General features: G+C 63.7%; 23 protein-coding genes. 15 read left to right on the forward strand and 8 right to left on the reverse strand.

What is annotated here, in order from left to right:
• Positions 1-263: 263 nt before the first annotated feature.
• Positions 264-1,571 (forward strand): substrate-binding domain-containing protein, encoded by a 1,308-nt coding sequence (locus ACLCGK_RS15015; protein WP_410952281.1) that lies wholly within the window; start codon positions 264-266, stop codon positions 1,569-1,571.
• 300 nt (positions 1,572-1,871) lie between these two features.
• Entirely contained in the window at positions 1,872-2,936 is a 1,065-nt protein-coding gene (locus tag ACLCGK_RS15020; RefSeq protein ID WP_410952282.1) for a TerC family protein, read from the forward strand.
• Positions 2,937-3,075: 139 nt separating this feature from the next.
• Here the strand turns inward: ACLCGK_RS15020 and ACLCGK_RS15025 are convergent, their stop codons facing one another.
• Positions 3,076-4,305, reverse strand: coding sequence for an acyl-CoA dehydrogenase (locus tag ACLCGK_RS15025; protein ID WP_013973159.1), 1,230 nt, complete (start codon positions 4,303-4,305; stop codon positions 3,076-3,078).
• 140 nt (positions 4,306-4,445) lie between these two features.
• Between ACLCGK_RS15025 and ACLCGK_RS15030 the strand changes: the two genes are divergently transcribed.
• Complete coding sequence (locus ACLCGK_RS15030; protein WP_015270849.1) at positions 4,446-5,372, forward strand: LysR family transcriptional regulator; 927 nt, start codon at positions 4,446-4,448, stop codon at positions 5,370-5,372.
• Positions 5,373-5,543: 171 nt separating this feature from the next.
• Positions 5,544-6,698, forward strand: a complete 1,155-nt coding sequence (locus ACLCGK_RS15035; RefSeq protein ID WP_410952283.1) for a cysteine desulfurase family protein — start codon at positions 5,544-5,546, stop codon at positions 6,696-6,698.
• A gap of 7 nt (positions 6,699-6,705) precedes the next feature.
• Here the strand turns inward: ACLCGK_RS15035 and ACLCGK_RS15040 are convergent, their stop codons facing one another.
• The 3 genes from ACLCGK_RS15040 to nfsB form a co-directional block, all read right to left on the reverse strand.
• Positions 6,706-7,143: an RES family NAD+ phosphorylase gene (locus ACLCGK_RS15040; RefSeq protein WP_410952284.1), complete on the reverse strand. Its 438-nt coding sequence runs from the start codon at positions 7,141-7,143 to the stop codon at positions 6,706-6,708.
• Positions 7,140-7,589 carry an antitoxin Xre/MbcA/ParS toxin-binding domain-containing protein gene (locus tag ACLCGK_RS15045; protein WP_410952285.1) on the reverse strand — a complete coding sequence of 150 codons (450 nt, stop codon included), beginning with the start codon at positions 7,587-7,589 and terminating at the stop codon, positions 7,140-7,142. Before ACLCGK_RS15045 ends, ACLCGK_RS15040 begins: the two co-directional genes overlap by 4 nt.
• 150 nt (positions 7,590-7,739) lie before the next feature.
• Entirely contained in the window at positions 7,740-8,393 is a 654-nt protein-coding gene (gene nfsB / locus ACLCGK_RS15050) for an oxygen-insensitive NAD(P)H nitroreductase (RefSeq protein ID WP_196181983.1), read from the reverse strand.
• Positions 8,394-8,497: 104 nt separating this feature from the next.
• Between nfsB and ACLCGK_RS15055 the strand changes: the two genes are divergently transcribed.
• From ACLCGK_RS15055 to ACLCGK_RS15065, 3 genes are read left to right on the forward strand one after another with little or no spacing between them, the layout of a single operon-like run.
• Positions 8,498-9,421, forward strand: a complete 924-nt coding sequence (locus ACLCGK_RS15055) for a LysR family transcriptional regulator (RefSeq protein WP_015270853.1) — start codon at positions 8,498-8,500, stop codon at positions 9,419-9,421.
• A gap of 47 nt (positions 9,422-9,468) precedes the next feature.
• Entirely contained in the window at positions 9,469-10,299 is an 831-nt protein-coding gene (locus ACLCGK_RS15060; RefSeq protein ID WP_015270854.1) for an AraC family transcriptional regulator, read from the forward strand.
• A 50-nt stretch (positions 10,300-10,349) separates the two neighbouring features.
• Entirely contained in the window at positions 10,350-10,934 is a 585-nt protein-coding gene (locus ACLCGK_RS15065) for a LysE family translocator (protein WP_013973167.1), read from the forward strand.
• 120 nt (positions 10,935-11,054) lie between these two features.
• On the opposite strand, the gene ACLCGK_RS15070 is transcribed toward ACLCGK_RS15065, so the two are convergent.
• Positions 11,055-12,272 (reverse strand): sugar transporter, encoded by a 1,218-nt coding sequence (locus ACLCGK_RS15070; RefSeq protein ID WP_182329416.1) that lies wholly within the window; start codon positions 12,270-12,272, stop codon positions 11,055-11,057.
• Positions 12,273-12,476: 204 nt separating this feature from the next.
• On the opposite strand from ACLCGK_RS15070, the gene ACLCGK_RS15075 reads away from it, so the two are divergent.
• Complete coding sequence (locus ACLCGK_RS15075; protein WP_410952286.1) at positions 12,477-13,796, forward strand: hypothetical protein; 1,320 nt, start codon at positions 12,477-12,479, stop codon at positions 13,794-13,796.
• 121 nt (positions 13,797-13,917) lie between these two features.
• Here the strand turns inward: ACLCGK_RS15075 and calA are convergent, their stop codons facing one another.
• Positions 13,918-14,970: a vanillin reductase gene (gene calA / locus ACLCGK_RS15080; RefSeq protein ID WP_410952287.1), complete on the reverse strand. Its 1,053-nt coding sequence runs from the start codon at positions 14,968-14,970 to the stop codon at positions 13,918-13,920.
• 180 nt (positions 14,971-15,150) lie between these two features.
• Here calA and ACLCGK_RS15085 point away from each other — a divergent pair, with 180 nt between their 5' ends.
• The gene (locus ACLCGK_RS15085; protein WP_004375934.1) at positions 15,151-16,056 is read left to right on the forward strand and encodes an AraC family transcriptional regulator; all 906 of its coding nucleotides are present in this window, start codon (positions 15,151-15,153) and stop codon (positions 16,054-16,056) included.
• A 104-nt stretch (positions 16,057-16,160) separates the two neighbouring features.
• Here the strand turns inward: ACLCGK_RS15085 and thpR are convergent, their stop codons facing one another.
• A complete protein-coding gene (gene thpR / locus ACLCGK_RS15090; RefSeq protein WP_410952288.1) occupies positions 16,161-16,706 on the reverse strand; it encodes an RNA 2',3'-cyclic phosphodiesterase in 546 nt (181 codons plus the stop codon).
• A 120-nt stretch (positions 16,707-16,826) separates the two neighbouring features.
• Between thpR and ACLCGK_RS15095 the strand changes: the two genes are divergently transcribed.
• The 6 genes from ACLCGK_RS15095 (at position 16,827) to ACLCGK_RS15120 (ending at position 21,907) form a co-directional block, all read left to right on the forward strand.
• Complete coding sequence (locus ACLCGK_RS15095) at positions 16,827-17,630, forward strand: hypothetical protein (RefSeq protein WP_410952289.1); 804 nt, start codon at positions 16,827-16,829, stop codon at positions 17,628-17,630.
• A gap of 148 nt (positions 17,631-17,778) precedes the next feature.
• Complete coding sequence (gene lpxO, locus ACLCGK_RS15100; RefSeq protein WP_410952290.1) at positions 17,779-18,678, forward strand: lipid A hydroxylase LpxO; 900 nt, start codon at positions 17,779-17,781, stop codon at positions 18,676-18,678.
• Positions 18,679-18,797: 119 nt separating this feature from the next.
• Positions 18,798-19,142, forward strand: coding sequence for a carboxymuconolactone decarboxylase family protein (locus ACLCGK_RS15105; protein ID WP_039614473.1), 345 nt, complete (start codon positions 18,798-18,800; stop codon positions 19,140-19,142).
• Between the two features lie 78 nt (positions 19,143-19,220).
• Positions 19,221-19,790, forward strand: coding sequence for a GNAT family N-acetyltransferase (locus ACLCGK_RS15110; RefSeq protein WP_015270865.1), 570 nt, complete (start codon positions 19,221-19,223; stop codon positions 19,788-19,790).
• Positions 19,791-19,868: 78 nt separating this feature from the next.
• Positions 19,869-21,080, forward strand: coding sequence for a serine/threonine transporter SstT (sstT, locus tag ACLCGK_RS15115; RefSeq protein ID WP_410952291.1), 1,212 nt, complete (start codon positions 19,869-19,871; stop codon positions 21,078-21,080).
• Positions 21,081-21,259: 179 nt separating this feature from the next.
• Entirely contained in the window at positions 21,260-21,907 is a 648-nt protein-coding gene (locus ACLCGK_RS15120; protein ID WP_025339663.1) for a YceH family protein, read from the forward strand.
• Positions 21,908-21,911: 4 nt separating this feature from the next.
• Here the strand turns inward: ACLCGK_RS15120 and ACLCGK_RS15125 are convergent, their stop codons facing one another.
• Positions 21,912-22,100: a hypothetical protein gene (locus ACLCGK_RS15125; RefSeq protein WP_013973178.1), complete on the reverse strand. Its 189-nt coding sequence runs from the start codon at positions 22,098-22,100 to the stop codon at positions 21,912-21,914.
• Positions 22,101-22,310: the final 210 nt, after the last annotated feature.

Raw genomic sequence — 22,310 nt, forward strand, 5'->3', positions numbered from 1 at the left:
CAGAGTGAGAGGTGGATGGCGACTAGGCTCCCACTCGTGCTTTAGAGCACATCTGGCTTTCAGTCTGCCATCCACTGCTCTCACCCTTTCGAGTTTAAGAGACCTTGAAGACACAAGCTGGCTTGCCGGCGATGGGCTGCACAGCAGCCCCATTAACGCGAACTTACAAGCATCAGGCAAAGCCCACTACCCATGGACTGTCACATTATCATCACGCCACTGTCGTAATCTGCCGGCCATCTCTATGCCATAGGCCTTCCGGCATGCCCCGCCTGCTTGTCTTGCTGCTCACCCTGCTGCCGCTGGCGACCCCGGCCGAGCCCGCTCACCTGCGCGTCCAAGGCTCCAACACCATCGGCGCGGCCTTGCTGCCGGCGCTGGTGCAGGGGCAATTGCGCGCACAGCAAGCTACCGCCATCGAACAATACCCAGGCAAGCTGGCCAACGAGACTGTCATCACCGCTCGCGATACGCATGGCCAGCCTTTGCGCATCGACATCGCCGCACACGGTTCCAGCACCGGCTTCGTCGCCCTGGGCCATGGCGAGGCCGACCTGGCCGCCGCGTCGCGGCCTGTCAACGACAACGAAGCAAGCCAACTGCAGGCTTTGGGCGACCTGCGCGCCGCTGCTGCCGAACAAGTCATCGGCCTGGATGGCGTCGCGGTCATCGTTCACCCCGACAACCCGCTGCCACAGCTCACCACGGGGCAACTGGCACAGATCTTTGCCGGGCAGATCCAGCGCTGGGAGCAATTGGGTGTTGCCGGCGGGGCCATCCACCTGTACGCCCGTGACGACCGCTCCGGTACCTTCGAGACCTTCAAGGCCCTGGTGCTGGAACCCCAGCAAAGCGAACTTTCAGCCAAGGCCCAACGCTTCGAGTCCAGCGACGAGCTGGCCGCACGAGTGAGCACCGACCGCCAGGCCATCGGTTTCAGCAGCCTGGCGGCGGTGCATGGGGCCAAGGTGCTGGCGGTTGCCGAGGGTGACGCGCCGGCCATGCTGCCGGAGCGTGCACTGGTGGCCAGCGAGGACTACCCGCTATCGCGGCGCCTGTATTTCTATCTGCCGGCCAACCCCAAGCCCCAGGCCAAGGCCCTGGCCGATTTCGCTCAGAGCCCGGCGGGCCAGGCGATCGTCGCCCAGCAGGGTTTCGTTTCGCAGCAGATCAAGGCCCAATCTGTGCCCCTTCAGGCCGACATGCCGCCGCGCTATCGCACCCTCGCCCTACAGGCGCAACGGTTGAGCGTGAATTTCCGCTTCCAGGAAGGCAGCGCCAGCCTCGACAACAAGGCCCTGCGCGATGTCCAGCGCGTTGCCGACTACCTGCGCCAAGCGGGCAAGTTGCAGCGCAAGGCGGTGCTGGTGGGCTTTGGCGACCCCAAGGAGACACCCGGTCGCGCCGCCCTGCTCTCCCGCCTGCGGGCCCAAGCGGTGCGTCGCGAGCTGGCGCGCGATGGCGTGGAGGTGCTGGAGGTGACGGGGATGGGGGATGAACTGCCAGTGGCAGGGAACGAACTGGAGCAAGGGCGACTGCGTAATCGCCGGGTGGAAGTGTGGGTTTATTGAACGATAGGCCTGCTCTGGCCTGACTGGTGTAGGAGCGGCCTTGTGTCGCGAAAGGGCCGCAAAGCGGCCCCGGCAATTCTGTGGCGATGCCAAGACCGTGGGGGCGCTGCGCACCCCGTTCGCGACACAAGGCCGCTCCTACACAGCGACCTGGCAAAGAAATGTAACAGCTCCCCATTCGGCATCACCGGCAAACGGGTCTAGGCTCAAGCCCATGTGATACCGGGCCCCTCTGACGGCTGCCAGGCCGCCATGTCGGATCACTGTTGCCATGCAACGTCGACATTCAAGGAGGGGCTCATGACAGCTCTACACACATTCCTCACCACCCCGCTCCTCGGTACCAGCACCTGGTTGTGGCTGGTGTTCATGGCCATCGTCATCGGTTTGCTGATACTCGACCTGGGCGTGCTGCACCGCCACGACCGGGAAATCGAAATGCGCGAGAGCCTGCTGCTGTATTCGGGCTATTTCAGCGTCGGCGTGCTGTTCGGCGTCGGGGTCTGGTACCAGTTGGGCGCGCAGTCGGCGCTGGAGTTCTACACCGGGTTCCTGGTCGAACAGTCGCTGTCGATGGACAACGTGTTCGTCATGGCGATGATCTTCAGCTATTTCGCCATCCCCCGCCGCTACCAGCACCGCGTGCTGTTCTGGGGCATCCTCGGGGTGGTGTTCCTGCGGGCGATCATGATCGGCGTGGGCGCGGCGCTGGTGCAGAACTTCGCCTGGGTACTGTATATCTTCGGTGCCTTCCTGCTGTTTACCGGGGTGAAGATGGCGCTGTCGAAGGAAGATAGCCGCCCCGACCTGGCCAACAACCCGATCCTCAAGTTCGTGCGCCGGCACATGCGGGTCACCGAGCAGATCCACGGCTCGCACTTCTTCGTGCAACAGACCCCGCCCGGGCAGCACAAGGCGCTACGCCATGCCACCCCGCTGTTCATGGCGCTGGTGCTGATCGAACTGGCCGACCTGGTGTTCGCCGTCGACAGTGTCCCGGCAATCTTCGCCATCACCCAGGACCCGTTCATCGTCTACACCTCCAACATCTTCGCCATCCTCGGCTTGCGCTCGTTGTATTTTGCGCTGGCGGCGCTGATGCACCGGTTCGTTTACCTCAAGTACGCGCTCGCGCTGGTGCTGATCTTCATTGGCTGCAAGATCTTCTACCACGGCATGGTGGGCAAGGTGCCGGCATTGCTGTCGCTGGGGGTGACGTTCGGGTTGTTGCTGGGTGGGGTGGTGGTTTCGTTGGTCAAGACGCGGGGGGAAAAGCCGGAAATCAAGGGTGCTCAATCCAGACAGCCTTCAAATGCCGATCGCACAGTCAGCGAGAAGGAGGAAGACCCGCAGATGCGGGTCTGACCATCCAGAGGAACCAGTGAGCCTTCAAGGGCCTCTTCGCGGGCAAGCCCGCTCCTACAGATATTGTGCACAGCTTGGAGGCGGCACAGTACCTGTGGGAGCGGGCAAGCCCGCGAAGAGGCCGGAACAAGCCGGTAAATCATCGTCCGCTACGCATCATCTCCGCCGGCACGTACTTGCCGATCTCATACTTGCCGATCGCCGCCCGGTGCACTTCATCTGGCCCGTCGGCCAGGCGCAAGGTGCGTTGCATGGCGTACATGTAAGCCAGCGGGAAATCGCCACTCACCCCTGCCCCGCCATGAATCTGGATCGCCCGGTCGATCACCTTCAGTGCCACGTTCGGCGCCACTACCTTGATTTGCGCAATCTCGCTGCGGGCCACCTTGTTGCCGACCGTGTCCATCATGTAGGCCGCTTTCAACGTCAGCAGCCGGGCCATGTCGATCTCCATGCGCGAGTCGGCAATCTTGTCGACGTTGCCGCCCAGACGCGCCAGTGGCCGGCCGAAGGCGGTACGCTCCACCGAGCGCTTGCACATCAGTTCCAGCGCGCGCTCGGCCATGCCGATCGACCGCATGCAGTGGTGGATACGGCCAGGGCCAAGGCGCCCCTGGGCAATTTCGAAGCCACGGCCTTCACCCAGGATCACGTTCTCATACGGTACCCGCACATTCTCGAAGAGCACCTCGGCGTGGCCATGGGGAGCATCGTCATAGCCGAACACCGGCAGCGGGCGGACGATCTTCACCCCAGGCGCATCGGTGGGCACCAGCACCATCGAGTGCTGCTGGTGGCGTGGCCCTTCAGGGTCGGACAGGCCCATGAAGATCATTACCTTGCAGCGCGGGTCGCAAGCGCCGGAGGTCCACCACTTGCGGCCGTTGATTACCCATTGGTCACCGTCACGCACGGCGGTGGCGGCCATGTTGGTGGCATCCGAGGAAGCCACGTCCGGTTCGGTCATGGCGAACGCCGAACGGATCTCGCCACGCAGCAGCGGCTCCAGCCACTGGCGCTTCTGCGCTTCACTGCCATAGCGCACCAGCACTTCCATGTTGCCGGTGTCCGGCGCCGAGCAGTTGAACGGCTCCGGGCCGAGCAACGAACGACCCATGATTTCCGCCAGCGGGGCGTATTCCAGGTTGCTCAGGCCGGCACCGTATTCCGATTCGGGCAGGAACAGGTTCCACAGCCCTTCAGCGCGGGCCTTGGCCTTGAGTTCTTCCATGATCGCGGTGGGCTGCCAGCGGTCACCCTCGGCGACCTGGCGCTCGAACACCGCCTCGGCGGGGTAGACATAGGCGTCCATGAACGCGCTGACGCGCTCACGCAGTGCCTGGACCTTGGGCGAATAGGCGAAATCCATCGGGGCTACCTTCACGGTTCGGAGTACATGGGCCAGAGCCTAGAGCAGCATGGCCTCATCCACCTAGCCTATTTTCCGCGTGTATAAACATTCATAACCGATATATGATCGGCCAATAATTCCAACAAAGAGCGGCGCCCATGAACCTCAGCAAGGTCGACCTCAACCTGTTCATCGTGTTCGATGCGATCTACACCGAAGCCAACCTGACCCGCGCCGGGCAGATCGTGGGCATCACCCAGCCGGCAGTGTCCAACGCCCTTTCGCGGCTGCGCGAAACCTTCAATGACCCGCTGTTCGTGCGCACCGCGCAAGGCATGGTGCCAACGCCCATGGCGCAGAACATCATCGGCCCGGTGCGCAATGCCTTGGCACTGTTGCGCACCTCGGTGCAGGAAAGCCGCATTTTCAACCCGCAACAGGCCAACAAGACTTTCCGCATCAGCATGACCGACCTGACCGAAGCGGTCATCCTGCCGCCGCTGTTCCAGCGCTTGCGCCGCCTGGCGCCGGCGGTGCTGATCGAAAGCTTTTTGTGCAAGCGCCGCGAGACCACCAAGGAACTTGCCGCCGGCCGCCTGGACTTCGCCATCGACGCACCGTTGAACACCGACCCGCAAGTACGCCACGTCAAACTGATGCAAGACCGCTATGTCTGCGCCCTGCGCCAGGGCCACCCGCTGGCCGACAGCAAGCTGACCCTCGACAACTACCTGGGCATGACCCACATCCATATTTCCAGCCGCCGCAACGGCCTGGGCTATGTCGACCTGGCCCTGGGCAAGATGGGCGTGCAGCGCAAGGTTGCCTTGCGCTCGCAGCATTACCTTATGGCCTCGCAGGTGTTGCAGCAGACCGACATGGCGATGACCGTCCCCGAGCGCTTCGCCCGCCGCCATCAGCTGCGTTACCAGCCACTGCCGGTGGAAGTGCCTGCGCTGGAAACGCACCTGTACTGGCATGAAAGCACCGATCAGGACCCGGCCAACCGCTGGATGCGCGAGCAGATCACCGAGTTGTGCGAACGTGTGGTGGCCGAGGAAGAGAGGGCCTCGGAACCAGCCTGAACAGAATGGCGGGATGCGGAGAAAAAAATTCCAAGAAAAACTCGATAGAGAGAAAATTTTCTTGATCATTTCCAGAATAGAGCCGCTGGAAGTGAAAAATATCTCCGAAGTAGCGGGTACGCTTGCTCCAACGATTGCCGATTTCACGGCGACAGACACGGACCCGCCCTCATGCCCAGCGCCCCGCTCTATTTCGATTACGCCGCCACCACTCCGGTCGACGACCGGGTCATCGAAACCATGCTCGCCTGCCTTGGCAGCCAGGGCAACTTCGGCAACCCGGCGTCCAGTGGCCATGCCTTCGGCCAGGCAGCCCGCCACGCCGTGGAGCAGGCCCGTCAGCAAGTGGCCGAACGCGTCGGCGCACAGGCCGATGCACTGGTCTGGACCTCAGGTGCGACCGAGTCCAACAACCTGGCGCTCAAGGGCATTGCCCAGGGCCTCGGCCAGCCCGGGCACCTGATCACCAGCCAACTGGAACACAAGGCCGTGCTCGACACGGTGGCCGAACTGGAGCGCCAGGGTTGGGCCGTTACCCGCCTGGCACCGGATGCCGCCGGCCTGATTCAGCCTGCGGCGGTGCAGGCAGCGTTGCGCGCCGACACCCGCCTGGTATCGCTGATGGCGGTGAACAATGAACTGGGCACGATCACCGACTTTGCCGCGATTGGTGAACAGGTACGTGCCCACGGTGCCCTGCTGCACGTGGATGCGGCGCAGGCGGTGGGCAAACTGGCCATCGACCTGAACGCCATGGCCGTGGACCTGATGTCGTTCTCGGCGCACAAGGTGTATGGGCCCAAGGGCATCGGTGCGCTCTACGTGGGGCCACGCGCCCGCACGCTGATGCGTGCGCAGATGCACGGCGGCGGCCATGAGCAAGGCCTGCGTTCCGGCACCCTGGCGACCCACCAGATTGCCGGCATGGGCAACGCCTTTGCCCTGGCCGGCCAGCCCGGCGACAGCGAACACCTGCGCCTCGAACAACTGGCCAGGCGCCTGCGTGAAGGCCTGCTGGCCCTGCCCGGCGTCACCCTCAACGGCTGCGCCAAACAACGCATTCCCCATACGCTGAACCTGTGTATCGACAGCAAGGGCTTCAACAGCGCGGCGCTGGCCAGCGAGCTGGCGTTGTCGACCACCTCGGCCTGCAATTCGGCGAGCAATGCAGCCTCGCATGTGCTGCTCGCGTTGGGGCTGGATGAACGCCAGGCACGTAACAGCGTGCGCCTGAGCATCGGGCGTTTCAGCAACGAGGCCGAAGTGGACAAGGCCCTCGAAGTGTTTGGCCGGGTGCTGACAGCGGCGTCAGCGGCACTTTGGTGAAACTTCCCTAAAACAGCCGGCTGTCCGGGGTGAAGTCCTCGACCTTTAGCCTGGCGCTGTTTGCCTGCGGATGGCGCGGGTTGAACAGGTAATTGGTGGTGCTGGGCATGATCGCGCTCGGCACCGGCAGCAGCAACGCCGAACACTCATCCAGAAAACGGTTGCCCAGGCCCCGGGTCAGTTCGGTCTGGCTCGACCAGCCAGGCTGCAAGGCGGGCAACTGCGCTTGCGAAACGGTGTCGGGCAACTCGATACGCAGCAGCCGCATGGTGATGGGGAAATCCTCAGGGTCGATCTCCAGGTGCACCAGCACCTCCAGCATCGCCCCGGCCGGGCTGGTGGCGGCATACACCACTGGCCGGCCCGCCTGGTGCCAGCGGCCGCTGACACGCAAGCCGCCCGTTCCGCTCAAGTCTGCATAGGCGCTGATACGCCACAGAATCACAGGCCGAAGCCCTCGGCGATCTGCAGCAACATCTCTTCGACCTGGGTGGTGCCCTGCTGGGTGGTTAGCATCTGCATCGGCGTCAGCCCCGAGAAGCGCTCCTTGGGCTTGGACAGCCAGCGTTTTGCCTTGCCCGCTTCACCGAACACGGCTTCTGCCATGGCGGTGATATGGGCCGAGCGGAACAGCCGGTCGCTTTCTTCCACGGTCAGCGGCTGGTCACGTTCGATGCGGGTTTTCAGCGTGCGCAGGGGAATGATCTGGTCACGCTCCACAGGGGTGAACACGCCGAGTTCGGTCAGTTTCACCAGCCAGGTGGCAGCGAAGCCATGGGTGATGCGGGTGTGGATTTCGAAGTCACTGGCGAGTTCGGGGATTTGCAGCAGTGCATGCAGGCGCGCCCGGTACTCGTGGTAACCGTTGTCGCGAAGCACTTCGGCAAGCATGGCTCTCTCCTTTCCGGCGTTTGCCGACAAGTATGCGGCATATGCCGGACATATGCCAGTTCATGAGGCCTGTGAAAGCCTTGAAGGCGATGCCATCCTGTGGGAGCGGCCTTGCGTCGCGAAAGGGCCGCAGGGCGGCCCCGGGCAATCTCACAGGAAGGTGAACACCTGCGAAGCCGGCAACCGCGACTTGTTCAAGCCAGCGTTGAAGTCCGTCTCGCTGCGATAGCCCAGGCTGAGAATGACCACACTGGTGAACCCACGCTCACGCAAGCCCAGCTCGGCATCAAGAATCTTGCTGTCGAAGCCTTCGATCGGCGTGGCATCCAGCCCATGTGCCGCAGCCCCCAGCAAGGCAGTACCCAACGCCAGGTAGGTCTGCTTTTCCATCCAGTGCTGCACGTCCTTCTGGTCAAAGCGGTGCAGGTCGACGTAATGCCGGCGGCTCTGGTTCTGCCCGGCACGCGCCTGATCATCGCGGAAGCGGCCATCGGCAGCTTCCTGGTCGAGCACGGCATTCAAGTGCGCTTCGGTCATTTCGGTGCGGGTGCAGAACACGATCACATGCGAGGCATCGAGGATCTTCGGCGAATTGTAGGCATAGCGCTCTGTGGTGCTCTTGGCCAGGCGAGCCTTGCCTTCGGCGCTGTCGGCAACGATGAAATGCCACGGCTGCGAGTTGACCGAGGACGGGCTGTGGCGCAGTTGTTCGAGCAAGGCATCGACAGTGGCCTGGGGAATACGGCGCGAGGCATCGTAGGCTTTGGTGGTGTAGCGGCGCTTGGCCAGCGAGACGGTATCCATGCAACAACTCCGGGAATGAACAGGGGATTTGCCGGGCATCTTATCTTTCCTGCAGAAAAGAAAAACCGGCACAATGCAGCAACACTTTCATCCCTGGAGTGAAAATGCTGCGCATCGCCGACCTCGAACTGTTCGTCCGCAGCAGCGTGCTGGGCAGCTTCACCGCCGCCGCCCATGAGGCCGAACTGCTGCCGGGGCAGGTGGCCGCCGCGATCAAGCGCCTGGAGCGCGACCTGGATGTGCGCCTGTTCGCCCGCACTACCCGCAGCCTGCGCCTGACCGCCGAAGGCGAGTTGTACCTGCCGACTGCCCTGAATGTGCTGGAGAGCCTGCGCCAGGGGCGTGAAGACCTGCATGGCAACGCCAACACCCTGCGCGGTACCCTGCAGGTTTCGGCACCGTCCGACCTAGGCCGCAACATGTTGCTGCCGTGGCTGAGCGCCTTCCGCCGCGAGCACCCGGCCCTGCACCTTCGCTTCTTCCTGTCTGACCAGATTGCCGACCTCAACCGCGATCCGGTAGATGTGGCGATCCGCTACGGCCTCAACCAGGACGCCAACTACATTGCCCTGCCGCTGGCAGACTGGAACCGCCGGGTGCTGGTGGCGGCGCCCGACTACCTGGCCCGTCACGGCCGCCCCCTCACGCCCGACGCCCTGCAGCAGCATGCCTGCCTGCTGTACATGCAGCACAACCGGGTCTACGACAAGTGGCGGGTGGGCAACCGCACCGTGCAGGTGCGTGGGCCGCTGGTCAGCGACGATGCCGACGTGATCCGCCGCCTGGCCTTGCAGGGCGAAGGCATCGTCTACAAGTCGTGGCTGGACGTAAGCGCCAACATCGCGGCCGGCGAACTGGAAATCATCCTGCCCGAGCACTTTGGTGAACCCGCCCCGGTCACCCTGGTGTGCCCGCACCGAAAGCAGCTCACGCCCGCAGTGGCGCAACTGCATCTGTGGCTGCGCGAACGCTTCGAGGCCTTGCGTAACCGGGCGCTCGCCAACGGTTGCACAATCGTTCCAGACTGAGCCTGGCCGTTGCGCTAAGGTAACGATTTCTGCCACGGCACGCCCCCATGAGCAACTGGATCGACCTCAAGCAAGACGCCGACACCGGCATCGAGTCGGTCCGCGCGCATTTCGTCGGGCATGCCTACGACCCGCACTGGCACGACAGCTTCCTGGTTGGCGTTACCGAGCAGGGCGTGCAGCAATTCGATTGCCGGCGAGTGCGCCATCGCAGCACGCCGGGGAACGTATTCCTGCTGGAGCCCGGTGAAATCCATAACGGCCATGCGCCCACCGAGGACGGCTTCACCTATTCGACCCTGTACCTGGAACCCACCTGGGTGGACAGCCAACTGCGGGCACTTTTCGAACACGCGCCGGGCGACAGCCTGCCCAGCTTCGCCGATACCTTGTGCCACGATGAGCGCCTGGCGCGTGCCACTGCCCTCGCCTTCCAGGCCGTGCATACCCAGGACTTGCGCATTGTCCGGCAGACGGCCATGGACGACCTGCTGGCCTGCCTGACCCGCCACCTGCACTGGCGCCGGCGCCTGAACCCGGACCCGCGCCTGCCGCTGACCGCGCAGCGCGCGCGGGATTACCTGCACGCCAACCTGGAGCGCGACATCGGCCTGGAAGACCTGGCCCAGGCCTGTGGCATCGACCGCTTCCGCCTCACCCGCGCATTCAAGGCCGCATTCGGCCTGGCGCCGCATGCCTATCTGATCCAGCTGCGCCTGGCCCGGGCGCGGCGCCTGCTCGCCCAGGGCCAGACTCCCACCGAAGTGGCCATGGCCCTGGGCTTTGCCGACCAGAGCCACCTAGGGCGCTGGTTCCGCCGTGCCTACCAGCTGACCCCGGCCGACTACCGCAGGCGCTGCTCAAACCTTCCAGACTGAAAGGCAGCGGGCAGCGAGCATGGTGCTTCGTTTATCCGGAGCCCTTGATCATGTCGCAGTCGTTGTTGCCCTTCATCCTGTTTGCGTTGGTATCCAGCATCAGCCCCGGGCCGACCAACCTGTTGATTCTTGCCCATGGGGCCCGCTTTGGCCTGTGCGCGAGCCTGGCGCCGGTCGTTGCGGCCTGCGGTGCCGCAGCGGCGATCGTGCTGATGGTGGGCCTGGGGCTGGGTGAACTGCTGCTGCGCCACCCGCTGGCCCAGCAGTTGATGAGCTGGGCCGGGGTTTTGTGGTTGAGCTGGCTGGCGTGGCAGATGCTGCGCAGTGCCGCCGCCCCGCTGCAGGCGGCCACGGCGCAAGGCTTCAGCGCACTCAGCGCAGCCTCGTTGCAGGTGGTGAACCCCAAGGTGTGGTTGATGGCCGTGGCGGTGGTCGGGGTGTTTGCCTCGCCGTCGTTGCCGGTATGGCAGCTGGCGCTGGTGTTCTGGCTGATTGCCCTGCCATGCATGGCGGCGTGGGCGCTGCTGGGGGTGGGCAGCGCGCGATGGTTGCAGGCACCGCGGCGGTTGCGGGTGTTCAACCAGGTATTGGCGGGGGTGCTGTTGATTTCTGCATGGGCTGCCGTACTGGCTTGAGCCCGCTATTGCCAGTACCGGCCTCTTCGCGGGCACGCCCGCTCCCACAGGTACTGCATCGCGCCTGAAGTTGATGCAGTACCTGTGGGAGCAGGCGTGCCCGCGAAAAAAACAGCACGGTCATTCAGGAATGCCTTGCCCCCCGCCCAGCGCCTCGCGGAACTGCCGGGTGCTGGCCACAGCCAGCAGCAACCCGGCCACCGCCACGCTACCGCCCACCAGGCCGATATCCGCCACATCCAGCTGGCTGCTGACGATACTGCCCAGCAACGCGCCACCGCCAATACCGATGTTGTAGATACCCGAGAACAGCGCCATGGCCACATCGGTGGCATCGGACGCCAGTTTCAGGGTCTTGGACTGCAGCGACAGGCTGAAGCTGAGGATCGCCACACCCCAGAACATGCTCAACGCGGCGAAAACAAAGAAGTTGCCCGACAGCGGCAACAGCAGCAACAGGCACGCCGCCAGCAGGCCGATCGAACCTACCAGGAAGCCATGCGGGAAGCGGTCGCTGTAACGGCTGAACAGCACCGAGCCGAACACCCCGGCGCCGCCGAACAGCAGCAGCAATAGCGTGGTGCGCTCTCCGCCTATCTGCGCCACGTGCAGGGCAAACGGTTCGATGTAGCTGTAGGCAGTGAACTGCGCGGTAATCACCAGCGTCACCAGCACATAGGTGATCACCAGCGCCGGGCGCTTGAACAGTATCGGCAGGCTGCGCAGCGAGCCCGAGTTCTGGCTGGGCAGCAGCGGCAACGACTTCATCAGGCACAGCATGGTCGCCAGCGCCACCCCGGCAATGCTCAGGAAGGTGATGCGCCAGCCCAGCGCTTCACCCACTACGCGGCCCAGCGGGATACCCAGGACCATGGCCAGGGTGGTGCCAGTGGCCAAAAGGCCCAGCGCCTTGGCCTGCTGCCCGGGCGGCGCCACGCGCACCGCCAGGGAAGCCGTGATGGCCCAGAACACCGCATGCGCCAGGGCTATACCGATACGGCTGACCAGCAACATGGCAAAGCTCTGTGACATCCACGACAGCAAGTGGCTGACGATGAACACCAGGAACACGAACAGCAACAGCCGCCGCCGCTCGATGTTGCGCGTCAGCAGCATCATCGGCAGCGAGGCCAGTGCCACTACCCAGGCGTAGATGGTCAGCATCAGGCCGACTTGCGCGGTGCTCATGTCGAAGCTGCGGCCAATGTCGCTGAGCAGCGCCACCGGGACGAACTCGGTGGTGTTGAAGATGAAGGCCGCCAGGGCCAGGGCAATGACGCTCAGCCAGCTGCCGCTACCCGCCGTGGGTGGCATGTTGGTGGGTATGGGTCCATTCATGGGTACAAACCGCTTCTCCGCAGGCAAGGCAACAGGACGCACGTCGGCCACCCACTTGCCGGGGTGTCGACGCACGCTTTGTTATTGAAAGGAATGCCCGGCATGGTACGCGTCAAGCCGGGGGCTCACAACCGCGAGGCGGGCAGAAGGAGTAACATGCGCGCTTTGTGCGAACGCGTATGCAACAAGGAGCCCGATCCGCTCATGGACCAGCAGCACTCCCAGCAGCAACAGTGGCAGCAGGCGGTCACCGCCTATGCCCAGGCCATCAACGACTATGTCGCGCAGGGCCGCGCGCAAGGCTGGGATGACCTCGAAGAGCCCCTGCCGCAGGCCACCGAGCACTTGCTCGATGCCTGGCTGCAGGCCCTGCAAGCAGCCAACCGGCCCGGCGTCGAAGCCTTTGAGCAGCAAGCCTTCCGCGAAGCCTGGCCGCCCGCCCACCACCCCTTGCTGCCGCTGATCAAGGAGCACGGGCAAGGTATCGGCAACGTCCTGCTGCTGGAGGATGGCAGCCTGCTGGCACGTATCGGCATGCCGCATGACAAAGGCCAGGTGGTGCGCATTGACCCTCTCGGGGTGACCCCGGTGATCGGCGTCGATCACTTCGGCCGCTGCCCGGCCCGCCGCTATTTCGCCCTGGCCAATGCCGAGGGCATACGCGTGACAGATGGCTGGGGCGGCCCGCAGGTGCTGCGCCTGGCCTGGCCCACGGGGTTGGAGGGGTTGCCGCCGGGTTACCCGTTCGAGCCCTTCGACCTGCCGCCCACGCCGACCACGCTGATCCCCTTCCCGGATGGCCAGCGGGTGCTGCTGGTGAGCGCCGAGGGTATCTTCCTGCTGACCCGCCACGGCGCGACCCGCCTGCTGCCGCACCAGGCGCGGGTGCTCGACGAACTGGACGAAGGCACCGACCCGGACGACATCAGCCTGGGACTGAGCATGGAGCACGGTGCGGTATCGGCGGATGGTCGGTTGATCGTGGTTGGCGAGCAAGGCAGCCGCCACCTGGTGCTGGATGACCAGCTCCGGCCCGTGGCGGCCATCGGCCCGGCCAGCGAGTATCCGCACTTTGCGCTGTTCAATCGTGCAGGTGACCAGTTGATAGTCAATGCCTGCCATTTCTATAGCGGTGCCACGCTGGCCGTCAGGGTGGCCGACTTGCCGGGGCTGGATACCGACTACTACAGCCAGGACCCGCGTACCCCGCTGGTACAGGATGGCGCACGGGTGTATGCCGGCGTGGCGCGCGAGGGCGAATATATCGTGGGGGATGCCTATGGTTACCTGCGGGCATTTGGCGAAGATGGCACCGAGCATTGGCAGCATTACCTGGGGTCGACCATCAGTGCCCTGGATATCAGTGCCGACGGGCGTACGCTGGTAGCGGCGAGCCATGCCGGGTTCGTTTCGGTGATTGCCCTGGACAACGGGCGGCCAGCCTGGCAGATCGGTACCGGGGCGCATGGCGAGGTACGGCGGTGGTTGTTCTGGAAAGGCTGGGACAGGGCATTGGCCTGGTAACAGTTGCAGCATCTTCATTGCCTGTACCGGCCTTTTCGCGGGCTCGCCCGCTCCCACAGGTACTGCACAGATTTCGAAAGCTGTGATTTACCTGTGGGAGCAGGCCGGGGCAGGCAACCAATCAGTTCTGCAAAGTCGCCATATCGATCACGAACCGGTACTTCACATCCCCGGCAATCATCCGCTCATACGCCTGGTTGATGTTGCGGATATCCAGCAACTCGATATCACAACGAATCGCGTGCTCGGCGCAGAAGTCCAGCACTTCCTGTGTCTCGGCAATACCACCGATCAACGACCCCGCCAGCACCCGGCGCTTCATCACCAGATTGGCCGCATGCACTGCCGGGTCGATCGGCTCGATCAGGCCGACCAGGATGTGCACGCCATCGAATTTCAGGGTTTCCAGGTACGGGTTGAGGTCGTGCTGCACCGGGATGGTGTCGAGCAGGAAGTCGAAACGGCCTGCTGCTGCTCGCATCTGCTCGGCATCGGTGGACACGATCACATGGTCGGCACCCTGGCGGCGGGCTTCGTCGGCCTTGGCCTGGGAACGGGTGAACAGGGTCACTTCGGCGCCCAGCGCCTTGGCCAGCTTGATGGCCATGTGGCCCAGGCCGCCCATGCCGAGGATGCCGATCTTGTGACCAGGGCCGACGCCGTGGTGCTTGAGTGGCGAATAGGTTGTGATGCCGGCGCAGAGGATTGGCGCGGCGCTGGGCAGGTCCATGCCGGCCGGGATGCGCACCACGAAGTGCTCGCTGACCACGATGCTGCTGGAGTAACCGCCCATGGTGTTGCTACCGTCGACTCGGTCCGGGGTGGCATAGGTCATGGTCGGGCCTTCCAGGCAATATTGCTCCAGGTCCTTGGCACAAGCTTCGCAGTGTCGGCACGAGTCGACCATGCAGCCAACGCCGACCAGGTCGCCGACCTTGTGCGTGGTCACTTTGTCGCCCACGGCGGTGACGCGGCCGATGATCTCGTGGCCAGGCATCAGCGGGTACACGGCAATGCCCCATTCGTTGCGCGCCTGGTGGATGTCGGAGTGGCATACGCCGCAGTAAAGGATGTCGATGGCGACGTCGTCAGAGCGCGGGCTGCGACGCTCGAAGGTCATGGGAGCCAGAGGGCTGGTGGGGGTCTGGGCGGCGTAACCGATGGCGGTATACATGCAGGGCCTCGCAATGAAGTGAAACGATTCAGGCTGCGCATTCTGCGCGCCATGCGTCGCTTCGCCCACGACTGATTCTCCGGTATCGATGCCTGATTCTCCGAAGATGCCATGCAGCACCTGGCGCCGAGCGTTCAATCTGCGATGATCAAACTGTCTGATTCTCTGCCCAGGTCCATCATGCAACTGACCCGCCACGTCGACGCCAATGCGCCGCTTTGCACACTGATCCGCAGCCTTGCCACGCGCCCGGGCTTCGTGCCCACGCATCTGCCCCAGGTGCAGGTGCTGAGCTGGGACCACTATGTGGCCAGCAGCCCGCAGATCTACGAACCCAGCCTGATGATCCTGGCCCAGGGCAGCAAGCTGGCGCGCCTGGGGCCGCGTACCCTGGAATATGGCGCCGGGCATTATCTGGTGCAGGCATTGTCGGTGCCGTTCATGTGCGAAACCTTTGCCACCCCCGAAGCACCGTTGCTGGGCGTGGCGGTGGACATCGACCGCGGCGTGCTGGGTGAACTGGTGCAAAGCATGGCCCTGGCGCCGGATGCCGCGGTGCAGGCGCAAACCCCGCATTCAATGACCTCGGCTGCACTCGATGCGCCGATGCGCGAATGCGTGGAACGGCTGCTGCGCTGCCTGCAGGACCCGGTGGACGCCAAGGTGCTGGGCCCGGCGCGGGTACGCGAGGTGCTGTACACCGCCTTGCGCGGCCCACAGGCGGGCGTGTTGCGGGCGCTGGTGGAGCAACAAGGGCACTTCGCCCGCATCGGCGCCGCCCTTGCCCACCTGCGCGAACACTACACCGAGCCGCTGAGCGTTGAAGCGCTGGCCGCACGCGCCAACATGAGCGTTTCGACCTTCCACGAGCACTTCAAGCGCTGCACCGACATGGCGCCGATGCAGTACCTCAAGCGCCTGCGGCTGCTGAAGGCGCAGCAGATGCTGATCGGCGAAGGCCTGGGGGTGGCGCAGACCGCGCACCGGGTGGGGTACCAGAGCACCTCGCAGTTCAGCCGCGAGTACAAGCGCCAGTTCGCCCGCAGCCCGGGGGATGAATTGCCGTACCAGAGCCTGCCGGTGTAATCGCCTGCCCTTGCCCCATCTCCGCAAGCCGGCTCCCACCGGGATAGCAAAGCCCTTGAGGTCAATGCGGTCGAGATAGCTGCAACTGTATTGCATGGCCTGAATCAGCTTGAAAGCGGCCATTGCGCCAATGGCCAGTAGGCGCCCTTGCGCGACTCGTACAATGTGAAATGGCGGGCGGCGAGGTAGAAATCCGGCGCGCTGCTGGACTCTGGCGGCTGGCCGCGGTAATCCCTGGCCAGCGTCAGGTGCGGGCGATACTCACGGTCGGCCGCGTACACCCCCAACGGCAGCAGCGCCTGCTGCAAGCTGTACACCAGTTGCAACAGGGCCGGTGGGGTCTGCTGCGCCTCCAGCACCAAGGCGCTGGCCCGCTGCCACACCTGCAGGCGGTCCAGCAACAGCCGTGGTGCCGTGGCCGGTAGCGCCAGCTGGTCGACCGCCGCGCAAATAGCAGGCACATGGGCGGTATCCACATCGCCGAGAAACAGCAGTGTCACATGGAAGTTGGCGGCCGGCACCGGTCTTCCGCTGCGCAGGCCCAGGTCACGTCGCCACTGGGCCAGCGCACGGCGCTGGGCATCGCTGACCGGCAAGGCGAAGAACAGGCGCCTGAATGGTTTTTCGATACGTCCGCTGACCGGTGTCATCGTGCCGCTCCTCAAGATGCGCAAAGCGCGTACTGATGCAAACTAGCAGTTTTACCAGTTTCGCCGGCAGTGACCCAAACCATACGCTGGGGTCTCAATTCAATTACCCCGGATACGGTTATGAAACAACACCAGCACACACGGAACACCCAGCCTGCCATGCAAGCGACACTGAAGTGGGGCCAGCGTGAATACGCTTTCAAAGCTAATGAGGTAGATACAAATATCAGTTCTGGCAACTGCTCGTTCTTTGCCCCTCATTACAAGGATAATTCAGATGACATTCATAGCTTCATAATCATGAATATCCCGGAAAGCCGCCTGGTAACAGGCGAATCCCACAAGATCGGTCCAGGCGAGAAAGCCGAGATCAACGCCTATTTCGGCTCGAGTTCGATTGGTCGTTCAGGCTGGGCGACCGGGGGCACAATCGATATTACCGAGATGGATGAGACTTCCAAGGCATTGAAGGCAACTTTCCACTTCACCATCGAAGACACCACGAACCGGGTCGAGATCGTGAATGGTTCGCTGTCCTTGTCGCTGGCCGACCAAGTAACGCGCTACATCTCAGGCAGCGGCCGGGTCACCGCCAACCTCGCCCCCGCCATTTTCCCCTCGTTGGGCAACCTTGATGCGCAAACCATCAAATCCAAGGTACTTCAAGACGGGCGCATCCAACTCACCGCAAAACAGCAAGTGGACAACGCTACCCAAGGCATCATGATGCTGTTCAGTGAGCAACATGCACGTCTGTTCTTCTTGATTGGCGGTTTGTACTATCCCCTGACCGAGGGCCGCCTGCAGCATGAGTGGAACGTGGAGAAAAGGACCCTGACCGCCGACTTTACTGACTATGTAGTCAGCTACCAAGGCAATGACCATCGCATCACGGATGGCCGCATCGAGGTAACTCTGGCCTGATGCATCGCCATGCAGACCTTGGTACAGCGGTGGCGCTTGTACCAAGGTCTGCCTTCGTTGGGTAACATTCTCCTACAAAGCATCGGCTCGATTGTTTATGCTGGCGGGCTTAGCCATCACGCATGGCCATTACTTGACGTATCCGCCCATGAAAATCGCCTTAGTCCTCATCTTCGTCCTCTCGATCGCCTATGTTCACCTGCGCGGTCGCGTTCGCCACAAGCTGACCCGTCAGCTGGGCGACCATTCCAGTTTCCTGGCCCCGGTCAACAGCTTCCTGTACCTGTTTTCCAGGCACCCGGCCAAGCCTTACCTGCCGGTAGAGACCTTCCCCGAACTGCAGACGCTGCAGGACCACTGGCAGGAGATCCGCGAGGAAGCCCAACAGCTGCTGCATGTGGGCGAAATCAAGAAGTCCGACAATTACGATGATGTCGGTTTCAACTCATTCTTCAAGACCGGCTGGAAGCGCTTCTACCTGAAGTGGTACGGCGAAAGCCACCCGTCGGCGATGACCCTGTGCCCACGCACCACCGAGTTGCTCAAAGGCATCGGCACGGTCAAGGCCGCCATGTTCGCCACCCTGCCGCCGGGCGCCAAGCTGGTGCGCCACCGCGACCCGTATGCCGGCTCGTACCGCTACCACCTGGGCCTGGACACGCCGAACGACGATGATTGCTACATCGATGTGGACGGTGAGAAATATTCCTGGCGCGATGGCGAGGGCGTGATCTTCGACGAGACCTACATCCACTACGCGGCCAATACCACTGAGCACAACCGCATCATCCTGTTCTGCGACGTGGAACGCCCGCTCAAGTACCGCTGGGCAACCGCGTTCAACCGCTGGTTCAGCCGCAACGTCATGGCCGCGGCCGCCGCACCCAACGATGCTGGCGACAAGACCGGTGGCATCAACCGTCTGTTCACCCGCATCTACAAGATCCGCGAACGTGGCAAGGCGATGAAGAAGCGCAACCGCACGCGTTACTACCTGGAGAAATGGGCGTTCGTCGCGGCGTTGGTGCTGGTGTTCATCTACATCTGATCGGTGTGGTTGCGCGCAGCCCAAGGGCCTGCGCGCAACCAACCAAAGTACAAGTCTCACACTTCCCACTCTTCGACTAGCCTGAAAGCTCCACTCGCAACCTCCCCAAGGTGAAGACGATGAGCATGATGGACTGGGACGCCTACCGTAAGCAGTTGATGGCCGGCATCGGCGATCTCAAGCAGCTTTCCCCTGACACCGTGGCCGGCTACATGACCGCCAGCGGCGCAGGGGCCAAGACCAACCACCTGGACGCCAAGACCCGCGAGCTGATCTCCCTCGCCGTGGCCGTGACCACACGCTGCGATGGCTGCATCGCCGTGCATTCACAGCAGGCCGTCAAACACGGCGCCAGCCGCGAGGAAATCGCCGAGGCCCTGGGCGTGGCCGTGGCGATGAATGCCGGCGCCGCACTGGTCTACTCGGCACGTGCCATGGATGCAGTAGGCAAGGCCAACAGCTGAGCGCAAATGGCGTCGCCGCCCTTGCGCGACGGCGCCGCGCCACCCAGACTGGGCGGCCCAGCCCTTGCAGGAACCCGCATGATCCACATCCGCCCCATGACGCCGGAAGACTTCGAGCGCTTCTGGCCCACCTTCCAGGCCGTCGTACAAGCCCGTGAAACCTACGCATTCGACCCGGCCCTCAGCTTCGAACAGGCCCGCCAGCTGTGGCTGGAACTGCCCATGCGCACATTCGTGGCCGAGGAAGACGGCGCGATGCTGGGGTCGTATTACCTCAAGGCCAATGCCGCCGGGCCCGGTGGGCACGTGGGCAATTGCGGCTACATGGTCTGTGAAACGGCACGCGGCCGCGGCGTCGCGCGGTTGATGTGCGAGCACTCCCAGAAACAGGCACGCCAGGAGGGCTTTCTGGCCCTGCAGTTCAACTCGGTGGTGGCCACCAACGAGGTGGCAGTGGCGCTGTGGCACAAGCTGGGCTTCGAAACCGTTGGCCGCTTGCCCAAGGCCTACCGCCATGCCCGCCTGGGGCTGGTGGACTGCCTGGTGATGTACAAATGGCTGGCGGACGAGCCGGTAGTGGAGAAGCCGCCACTGCTGATCGGGCGCAAGAACATCGAGGCGCGGGTGTCGCGGCGGCGCGGGCGCTGACTTCTTCAGGCCGCCCTGCTCTACGAAGGTCTATGGTAAAGTCGCGCCCTTTTTGAACATGCTGGGATATCGCTGCACATGACCCCCGTCCTCCGCTTCCTCAACCGCACCAGCCTGGTGACGCAGATCGTCATCGGCCTGATCGCCGGCATCGCCCTGGCCCTGCTCGCGCCCGCCATCGCCCGCGACATGGCCTTCCTCGGGAAGGTGTTCGTCAGCGCCCTCAAGGCGGTGGCACCTGTGCTGGTGTTCATCCTGGTCATGGCCTCGATCGCCAACCACCGCCACGGCCAGGAAACCCACATTCGCCCGATCCTCTGGCTGTACCTGCTGGGCACCTTCGGCGCCGCGGTAGTCGCCGTGGTCGCCAGCATGCTGTTCCCGTCGAACCTGGTGCTCAGCACCGGCGACGCTACGCTGAGCGCGCCGGGCGGCATCACCGAGGTGCTGCAGAACCTGCTGCTGAGTGCGGTCGACAACCCGATCAACGCCCTGCTCAACGCCAACTTCATCGGTGTGCTGACCTGGGCCATCGGCCTGGGCGTGGCTTTGCGCCATGCCGGCGAAACCACCCGCACCGTGGTCGAGGACCTGTCCAATGGCGTGACCCTGATCGTTCGCGTGGTCATCCGCTTCGCCCCGCTGGGCATCTTCGGCCTGGTCAGCGCCACGCTGGCCCAGTCGGGTCTGGACGCCCTGCTCGGCTACCTGCACCTGCTGGCGGTGCTGATCGGCTGCATGCTGTTCGTGGCGCTGGTGATGAACCCGCTGATCGTGTACTGGAAAATCCGCCGCAACCCCTACCCGCTGACCCTGCTGTGCCTGCGCGAAAGCGGTATCACCGCGTTCTTCACCCGTAGCTCGGCGGCCAACATCCCGGTCAACCTGGCCCTGTCGGAGCGCCTTGGCCTGCATGAAGACACCTACTCGGTGTCGATCCCGCTGGGTGCGACCATCAACATGGCGGGTGCCGCCATCACCATTACCGTGCTGACCCTGGCGGCGGTGCATACCCTGGGTATTCCGGTGGACCTGCCGACCGCTGTACTGCTCAGCGTGGTGGCGGCGGTCTGTGCCTGCGGCGCCTCGGGTGTGGCCGGTGGCTCGCTGCTGCTGATTCCGCTGGCGTGCAGCCTGTTTGGCATCCCTAGCGAAATTGCCATGCAGGTGGTGGCAGTGGGCTTCATCATCGGCGTGCTGCAGGATTCGGCCGAGACGGCGCTGAATTCTTCGACCGATGTGCTGTTTACCGCGGCGGCGTGCCAGGCTGAAGAGCGGCGCAACGCTTGAGATTGCCGGGGCCGCTGTGCGGCCCTTTCGCAGGCAAGCCAGCTCCCACAGGGATAGTGCCGGCCTTACGGCTTGTGCTGTACCTGTGGGAGCTGGCTTGCCGGCGATGATCCCAGTGATTGCTTAAGCCTGGCGCTTTACCTAGGCTAGTGGCCTTTCCCCAGCAATGAGACAGGGCCATGTCAGAACACGAAACCGCCGGCGAAGGCCGCTTCAACAGCATCGAGATCCGTATTCTCGGCTCGCTGATCGAGAAGCAGGCCACCAGCCCGGAAAGCTACCCGCTGACCCTCAACGCCCTGGTCCTGGCCTGCAACCAGAAGACCAGTCGCGAGCCGGTGATGAACCTCACCCAAGGCCAGGTCGGCCAGGCCCTGCGCGCCCTCGAGGGGCAAGACATGACCCGCCTGCAGATGGGCAGCCGCGCCGACCGCTGGGAACAACGGGTGGACAAGGCGCTGGAGCTGGTGCCGGCGCAACTGGTGCTGATGGGCCTGATGTTCCTGCGCGGGCCGCAAACCCTCAACGAACTGCTGACCCGCAGCAACCGCCTGCACGACTTCGACGACACCGAGCAGATCCAGCACCAGCTGGAACGCCTGATCTCGCGCGGCCTGGCCTTGCACCTGCCGCGTCAGGCCGGCCAGCGGGAAGACCGTTACACCCATGCTTTGGGCGACCCGGCCGAAATCGAGGCAATCCTGGCTGCCCGGCAACAAGAAGGTGGGGCACGCAGCAGCGGCGGCAATGTGTCGGAAGAACGCATCGAAGCCCTCGAAGCGCGCATCGCGGCGCTGGAAGCACGCCTGGCCGAACTGGAAGGCTGAGCCGTCACGGCTCGGGGTCGGGGAAGTTGCGGCAGCTCTTGCGCTCGGCCAGCTCCCGGTCACTGGGGCGCTGGTCGACGAACACGGTGCGGCCGTCGGCATAGATTTCCAGGTAGCCCCAGTGCAGGTCCTGCTCTTGCTGCCCGGGCTTTGGGGGGACTAGCCACCAGGGTTCGCGGCTGATCAGGGTCATGGATGTGATTCCTGAGGGTGTCTGCATTAATCATAGACATCCTCAGATTCAGCTTTGTCAGTTCTGACGCATTCGCGGGCATGCCCGCTCCTACAGGGTTCCTCACAAATCTCAAGACCTGTGCAGTACCTGTGGGAGCGGGGAGGCCCGCCCCTACAAAGTTCCTCCCAAATCTCAAGACCTGTGCAGTACCTGTGGGAGCGGGCATGC

It is taken from the genome of Pseudomonas sp. S1(2024) (assembly GCF_046557535.1).

Bases quoted from the DNA above. Each gene is read 5' to 3' on its own strand.
- ACLCGK_RS15110 (WP_015270865.1), top strand. From the start codon at position 19,221: ATGATCCACATCCGCCCCATGACGCCGGAAGACTTCGAGCGCTTCTGG.
- sstT (WP_410952291.1), top strand. From the start codon at position 19,869: ATGACCCCCGTCCTCCGCTTCCTCAACCGCACCAGCCTGGTGACGCAG.
- ACLCGK_RS15085 (WP_004375934.1), top strand. From the start codon at position 15,151: ATGCAACTGACCCGCCACGTCGACGCCAATGCGCCGCTTTGCACACTG.
- lpxO (WP_410952290.1), top strand. From the start codon at position 17,779: ATGAAAATCGCCTTAGTCCTCATCTTCGTCCTCTCGATCGCCTATGTT.
- ACLCGK_RS15125 (WP_013973178.1), bottom strand. From the start codon at position 22,100: ATGACCCTGATCAGCCGCGAACCCTGGTGGCTAGTCCCCCCAAAGCCC.
- ACLCGK_RS15035 (WP_410952283.1), top strand. From the start codon at position 5,544: ATGCCCAGCGCCCCGCTCTATTTCGATTACGCCGCCACCACTCCGGTC.
- ACLCGK_RS15055 (WP_015270853.1), top strand. From the start codon at position 8,498: ATGCTGCGCATCGCCGACCTCGAACTGTTCGTCCGCAGCAGCGTGCTG.
- ACLCGK_RS15070 (WP_182329416.1), bottom strand. From the start codon at position 12,272: ATGAATGGACCCATACCCACCAACATGCCACCCACGGCGGGTAGCGGC.
- ACLCGK_RS15075 (WP_410952286.1), top strand. From the start codon at position 12,477: ATGGACCAGCAGCACTCCCAGCAGCAACAGTGGCAGCAGGCGGTCACC.
- ACLCGK_RS15045 (WP_410952285.1), bottom strand. From the start codon at position 7,589: ATGCTTGCCGAAGTGCTTCGCGACAACGGTTACCACGAGTACCGGGCG.
- ACLCGK_RS15120 (WP_025339663.1), top strand. From the start codon at position 21,260: ATGTCAGAACACGAAACCGCCGGCGAAGGCCGCTTCAACAGCATCGAG.
- ACLCGK_RS15030 (WP_015270849.1), top strand. From the start codon at position 4,446: ATGAACCTCAGCAAGGTCGACCTCAACCTGTTCATCGTGTTCGATGCG.
- ACLCGK_RS15105 (WP_039614473.1), top strand. From the start codon at position 18,798: ATGAGCATGATGGACTGGGACGCCTACCGTAAGCAGTTGATGGCCGGC.
- ACLCGK_RS15065 (WP_013973167.1), top strand. From the start codon at position 10,350: ATGTCGCAGTCGTTGTTGCCCTTCATCCTGTTTGCGTTGGTATCCAGC.
- nfsB (WP_196181983.1), bottom strand. From the start codon at position 8,393: ATGGATACCGTCTCGCTGGCCAAGCGCCGCTACACCACCAAAGCCTAC.
- ACLCGK_RS15095 (WP_410952289.1), top strand. From the start codon at position 16,827: ATGAAACAACACCAGCACACACGGAACACCCAGCCTGCCATGCAAGCG.
- ACLCGK_RS15015 (WP_410952281.1), top strand. From the start codon at position 264: ATGCCCCGCCTGCTTGTCTTGCTGCTCACCCTGCTGCCGCTGGCGACC.
- thpR (WP_410952288.1), bottom strand. From the start codon at position 16,706: ATGACACCGGTCAGCGGACGTATCGAAAAACCATTCAGGCGCCTGTTC.
- ACLCGK_RS15020 (WP_410952282.1), top strand. From the start codon at position 1,872: ATGACAGCTCTACACACATTCCTCACCACCCCGCTCCTCGGTACCAGC.
- ACLCGK_RS15060 (WP_015270854.1), top strand. From the start codon at position 9,469: ATGAGCAACTGGATCGACCTCAAGCAAGACGCCGACACCGGCATCGAG.
- ACLCGK_RS15025 (WP_013973159.1), bottom strand. From the start codon at position 4,305: ATGGATTTCGCCTATTCGCCCAAGGTCCAGGCACTGCGTGAGCGCGTC.
- calA (WP_410952287.1), bottom strand. From the start codon at position 14,970: ATGTATACCGCCATCGGTTACGCCGCCCAGACCCCCACCAGCCCTCTG.